This window comes from Methylocystis sp. (assembly GCF_021731785.1).
Lineage (GTDB): Bacteria > Pseudomonadota > Alphaproteobacteria > Rhizobiales > Beijerinckiaceae > Methylocystis.
On record NZ_JAKFWS010000138.1, the window covers coordinates 1 to 4,281 of the forward strand.

Annotated in this window: 4 protein-coding genes and 1 pseudogene; 3 read left to right on the forward strand and 2 right to left on the reverse strand. The window is 61.6% G+C overall.

Annotated elements, in window-relative coordinates; translation table 11 throughout:
• Nucleotides 1-139, forward strand: a pseudogene (locus tag QZ964_RS18670) (IS630 family transposase); the annotation flags it as partial.
• Between the two features lie 39 nt (nucleotides 140-178).
• The gene (locus QZ964_RS18675; protein ID WP_292533466.1) at nucleotides 179-1,294 is read left to right on the forward strand and encodes a methyltransferase; all 1,116 of its coding nucleotides are present in this window, start codon (nucleotides 179-181) and stop codon (nucleotides 1,292-1,294) included.
• On the opposite strand, the gene QZ964_RS18680 is transcribed toward QZ964_RS18675, so the two are convergent.
• Both QZ964_RS18680 and pgi read right to left on the reverse strand, forming a co-directional pair.
• The gene (locus QZ964_RS18680; RefSeq protein WP_292533467.1) at nucleotides 1,291-1,794 is read right to left on the reverse strand and encodes a hypothetical protein; all 504 of its coding nucleotides are present in this window, start codon (nucleotides 1,792-1,794) and stop codon (nucleotides 1,291-1,293) included. The genes QZ964_RS18675 and QZ964_RS18680 overlap by 4 nt on opposite strands.
• A gap of 9 nt (nucleotides 1,795-1,803) precedes the next feature.
• Nucleotides 1,804-3,441 carry a glucose-6-phosphate isomerase gene (pgi, locus tag QZ964_RS18685; RefSeq protein ID WP_292533468.1) on the reverse strand — a complete coding sequence of 546 codons (1,638 nt, stop codon included), beginning with the start codon at nucleotides 3,439-3,441 and terminating at the stop codon, nucleotides 1,804-1,806.
• Nucleotides 3,442-3,606: 165 nt separating this feature from the next.
• On the opposite strand from pgi, the gene QZ964_RS18690 reads away from it, so the two are divergent.
• Nucleotides 3,607-4,281, forward strand: a 675-nt coding sequence (locus QZ964_RS18690; RefSeq protein ID WP_292533470.1) for a hypothetical protein, incomplete at its 3' end; no start/stop codon positions are given.

Consider the following 4,281-nt stretch of genomic DNA (forward strand, 5'->3'; position numbering starts at 1 on the left):
GCTCGCGCGATCGGCACTTCGCCATATCCGCGTCGCGTCCAAACAGGAGTTGAAGGATCGAATCATTGAGGCAATCGACGACGTTAACCGTGAGCCTGTCGTTCATACCTGGACTTACAAGATCGACATCGCGGCATGATATGAGTCGATCCAAAGAAACGCTCTACTAGGGATTGTCGTGACATTACTCGACCAATGGCTGGAGCGATTGCGAAGCCGGCGCGATAGGCTCATCGCCGATCCGCGATTTCAGCGCTGGGCGTTGAAGAACCGCATCACGCGGCCTTTGGCGCGGCGCGGCGCGCGCGCCGGGTTCGATCTCGCCGCCGGCTTCGTCTATTCGCAGGTTCTCGTCGCCTGCACGCAACTCAAACTCTTCCAAATGTTGCGCGACGGACCGTTGAGCCTCGACGCGCTCGCGACGAGACTCGCGCTTTCCAAACCCGCGACTCGCCGCCTGCTTGAGGCGGCTGCGTCGCTCAATCTCGTTGAACGGCGTGACGGCGGATATGGCCTCGGGCTGCTCGGCGCCGCCTTCGCCGGCAATCGCGCGGCGCTCGCCATCGTTGAACACCAGCCGCTGTTTTACGCCGATCTTACCGATCCGGTCGCGCTGCTGCGCGAAGAAAAGCGTGGCGGACTCGCCGATTATTGGCCCTATTCGGACGGGCGCGCGCCTGAAACGCTCTCGGCGCAGCAGGTCGGGCCATACAGCACGCTGATGGCCGCGACGCAGCCGATGGTCGCTGAAGAAGCGCTCGACGCTTATGATATGTCGCGTCATCGGCGGCTTTTGGACATCGGCGGCGGCGAAGGCGCGTTTCTCGCAGCCGCCGGCGCCCGCGCGCCATGCCTGCAACTGACGCTGTTCGACCTGCCCGCTGTCGCCGAGCGCGCGCGCAAACGGCTCGAAGAGGCAGGCCTGCTCGCGCGAACCGAGATTTACTGCGGCGACTTCCTCAACGACGCTCTACCCGAAGGCGCTGACGTCGCCACGCTCATCCGCATCGTGCATGACCACGACGACGCTTCGGCGTTAAAACTCTTGCGCAATGTGCGCAAGGCGCTCGCGCCCGGCGCGACGCTGCTCATCATCGAAGGCATGTCGGGCGTCAAGGGCGCCGAGCCGCTCGACGCCTATTACGGATTCTATACGCTCGCCATGGGCCGCGGCGAGCCGCGCCGCGTCGAAGCGATCGAGGCGCTGTTGCGTGAAGCGGAATTCGGGCAGTTTCGGTTGCTCGACAACGCGCTGCCTACGCTGACGAGCATTTTGGCGGCGAAGGCGGTTTAGCGTGCCTTATTATTTTTCTTGTCCAGCTTATTTATTGACTCACGGACTTCGTCGTTTTTTGTCCACTCGTCGCCGGGAAAGAGAATTCTCCAGAGATCGAGAAGCTCGTTCGGGCTGTAATTTTTTGAAGCGATCACTTTAAAGTATTCCATTCGCGCGTCGCCTTCGACCGAGTCAAACTTGAACGGTTCTTCTTGTTTGAAGAAATCGACAGGTAGTCGACCAGGGAAGATTGCCTGATAGTATCGGGCGCGAGCCTCGGCTTCGACCGGACCCTTTTCGTTCCTGACCGCCTTTGCGACTTCGAGTTGGAAGTTTAATTCGGCGCTTTTCTTGGTGCTCCAAAACCCATAGGCGACCGTCCCTATGGCAGCCCAGAGCGTTACAATCACCGATGCAGCCATCCATTTTAGCTTCTGCTGCTCAATGCTCAGCTTTTTCAATTCAACGTCAAATTTGAGTCGCTCATTGTCCTGGCTTTGATCTAGCGCGCTGCTCATGCATTCACCTCAAATCCGGTCTCGCCGCCACGCGATCAGCCCGGCCGTCGATGCGTCGAGTCCTTGCGTCGACTCGTCCTTGTTCTCGACGATCGGCGCAAGGCGGTTCGCAAGCTCCTTGCCCAGTTCGACGCCCCATTGGTCGAAGGGATTGATGTCCCAGATCACCGACTGAACGAAGACCTTGTGCTCGTAAAGCGCGACGAGTCGACCGAGCGCGCGCGGATCGAGCCGGCGATAGAGCAGCACGCTTGATGGACGATCGCCCGGAAACGTCTTGTGAGGCGCTAAGCGCTCGACCTCTTCTTCGCCGAGCCCCTGCCCGCGCAATTGCGCCTTCGCTTCCTTTACGGTCCTGCCGCGCATAAAAGCTTCGGCCTGCGCCAGGCAGTTGGCGAACAGCAATTCGTGATGATGTTCGTCGGCGGCGGTGGGTTCGGCCGCAACCAGGAAGTCGATCGGAACAATGTCGGTTCCCTGATGCAGCAGCTGGAAGAACGCGTGCTGGCCGTTGGTGCCGGGTTCGCCGAAAATCACCGGGCCGGTTGCATAATCGACAGGCGCGCCGTCGCGCGTCACCGACTTGCCGTTCGACTCCATGTCGAGCTGCTGGAGATAAGCGGGAAACCGCGCGAGCCGTTGATCATAGGGGATAACCGCATGCGCGCCGCAACCCATGACGTTGCGATGCCAGACGCCGAGAAGTCCCATCAGCGCGGGAATGTTTTGTTGGAGCGGCGCTTCGAGAAAATGCGTGTCGATGTCGTGTCCCCCCTGCAGAAACTGCAGGAAGTGCTCCGGTCCCACGGCGATGGCGAGCGCTAGGCCGATCGACGACCACAACGAATAGCGTCCGCCGACCCAATCCCAGAAGCCGAAAACGCGCGTCGGATCGATGCCGAATTCGGCGACCTTGTCGAGCCTGGTCGAGACGGCGGCGAAATGGTCTTTCACCGCAGCTTCGCCGAGCGCGGCGACGACGCGCGCGCGCGCGCTTCGTGCATTCGCCATCGTCTCCTGCGTGGTGAAAGTCTTCGACGAGATGATGAACAGCGTGCGCGCCAAGTCTAGATTGTGCAGCGTATCGGCGAGATCGGCGCCATCGACATTGGCGACGAAATGCATGCGCGGCCCCTCGCCGGCAAAGGGCAAGAGCGCGCGAGAGGCCATCGCCGGGCCAAGGTCCGAACCGCCGATGCCGATATTGATCACGTCGCTGAATGGCGCGCCGGACGCGCCACGGACCTCGCCGGCGCGCACCGCGCGCGCGAAGGCGAAAACCTTCTCGCGTTCGGCTTCGATCAGCGGCCGCATGTCTTCGCCGCCGACAAGAAGCGGCCGCGTGGAGAGATCGCGCAGCGCCATATGCATGGCGGCGCGCTTTTCGGTGGCGTTGATCGGTTCGCCCGAGAACAAAACTTCACGCCGCGCTTCGAGATCGCGCGATTTCGCAAGAGAAACGAGCAGCGCGATCGTCTCGCGCGTCACTCTGTGCTTGGAGAAGTCGAAGAGCAGATCGTCAAGCCTGACGCTGAAATTCTTGAACCGCGCCTGGTCCTCGGCAAAGAGGTCGAGCGTTCGCGTCCTCGCCAAAGCGGAAGCGTGAAACTTCAATGCGTCAAAAGCGACGGCGACGGCGTCCGACATTCGTTTCTCGACGAGCAAGAGGTCGCGTCCTTTGTAACCGATTCGCCGCCGTGAGAACGCCGGCCTTTCCGGCGCGGCGAAGGCCCCTAAATTTTTACTGTATTGTGACAGCCGGATGTGAAATCCATATCTGTTCAATGACGGTTTTCTGACAGCAGGACGACGATGAACGCGATTCACTTCCTCGACGTGCGCGAAGGCGGCCCCGTCGCCCATGCGACGGCGCGGATCGACGCAGCTGCGGCGCTTCGCAAGGCCTGTCTTGGTATGGTCGCGCCGATGGGCCGCGTGTGTCTTCCGCCAATTGACCGTATGGCGGCGAATTGGCTGAAGCGCTCCGCCTCCGCCTATCGGGCCGAGCTTGAGCACATCGTCGCCATTCTTGGCTTTCCCGGCGCGATGACGCTGAACATGTCGTATCTCTTCGCCTGCACCACCCAGGCCTATCAAGACGAACGCGGTCTGCCGCGGCTGCGGCGCACGCTCGATTGGCCGTTTCACGGTCTGGGAAAAGCTGTCGAGATCGCGTGGCAATCCGGCGCGGCCGGCGAATTCTACAACGCCACCTGGCCTGGCGCCGTGGGCGTGCTCAGCGCCATGGCGCCTGGACGCTTTTGCGCCGTGATCAACCAGGCGCCGATGAAGCGGCGCACCCAAGGCTCGCTTGGCTTCGCCTATGATGCGGCGCTTAACCTGCGCGACGCCTTTTCCAGCGAAGGCGGCTGGCCGCCGGACCATCTGCTGCGCTATGCGTTTGAAAACTGCGCGACTTTCGAGGAAGCCGTCGCTTGCATCGCCGAAGCGCCGCTCGCGCGTCCGACTCTTTTCACCCTGGCGGGC